General features: G+C 44.7%; 1 protein-coding gene. It reads right to left on the reverse strand.

Features of this window, described 5'->3' with window-relative positions; genetic code table 11:
• Window positions 1-1314: NAD-glutamate dehydrogenase domain-containing protein (locus R7E00_RS23725; RefSeq protein WP_318124691.1), on the reverse strand; the 1314-nt coding region annotated here is incomplete at both ends.

Here is a 1314-nt window from a genome sequence, read left to right on the forward strand (position 1 = left end):
CAGAAACATCAAGCAATGCGCGAATGAACTGTTTATAGCAGCGTTGACCTTCTGCAAAGATTTCATCACGAGTGGTCAGAGACGGCTGACGCTTACAAACGAAACCACCTTTTGCCCCAACTGGAACAATAACGGTGTTCTTAACTTGCTGAGCTTTTACAAGACCAAGAATTTCTGTACGGAAATCTTCTTGGCGATCTGACCAACGTAAGCCACCACGTGCAACTTTACCGCCACGAAGGTGAACACCCTCAATGTCTGGCGCGTAGACGAAAATCTCAAAAGCAGGAACTGGCTGAGGAATCTCTGGGATTTCGCTTGGTTTCATCTTCAAAGATAGCCAAGGCTTCGACTGCTTGTTTTCGTCCAACTGGTAGTAGTTAGTACGCAGCGTTGCCATGATCATATCCATGTAACGACGAATAATACGATCATCATCTAGGCTTTCTACGTGATCCAGTTGTTCAGTCAGCTTCTTAATCAGATCACTTTGGCCTTTTTCGCTGCCTTTATGTTTTGGATCGAAACGTTTAGCAAATAGGTTAACCAAGCCAGTAGCTAAATCAGGGTAATGGCTTAGTGTATCTTCAATGTATTGTTGGCTGAATGGGAAACCAACTTGACGCATGTAGCGCGCGTAAGCACGTAGAATCGAGATTTCACGACCAGATAACGAAGCACCCAGTACCAAACGGTTGAAACCATCACTTTCTAGATCCCCTGCCCAAATCGCTGCAAATGCTTGTTGGAAACGATCACGAGCTTCGCGAAGATCAACGGTTTTTTCGCTCTTATGCAGCATTGAGAAATCTAGGATCCAGAATGTCTGGCCATTGTTTTTCTCGATCTCGTAAGGAGATTCACCAATCACGCGTAGACCCAAGTTTTCCAACATTGGCATCACGTCTGATAGATGGATTGGCTCGTCACGATGGTAAAGTTTTAAGCGAACCGCTTTCGAATCCGTTGCAACTTCCTGCGGACGGTAGAAAAGCATGCCAAGTTTGTTGTCGTCACTCAGTGCTTCAAGGCGCTCAATGTCTGCCACAGCAGAACCAGGCATCATGTCTTCTTTGTATGAACGAGGGAACGCGCTCATGTACTCTTTCGATAGTGGTAGACCTTTGCTTTCACCAAAGTTAGCAATGATCGACTCTTTTAATCTGTCGTCCCAAGAGGTAGAAACTTCCATTAAATTCTGCTCGATTTTTTTCACGTCTACATCAATGTTGTTATTGTCTACACGAACAATGTAATGCGTTCTTGCCAATGGGCTTTCAGAGAAGAACGTCGTGAATTCAACTTCTTGTTCAC

Origin of the sequence: Vibrio sp. Vb1755 (assembly GCF_033338635.1) — a bacterium.
Taxonomy (GTDB): Bacteria; Pseudomonadota; Gammaproteobacteria; order Enterobacterales; family Vibrionaceae; genus Vibrio; species Vibrio alginolyticus.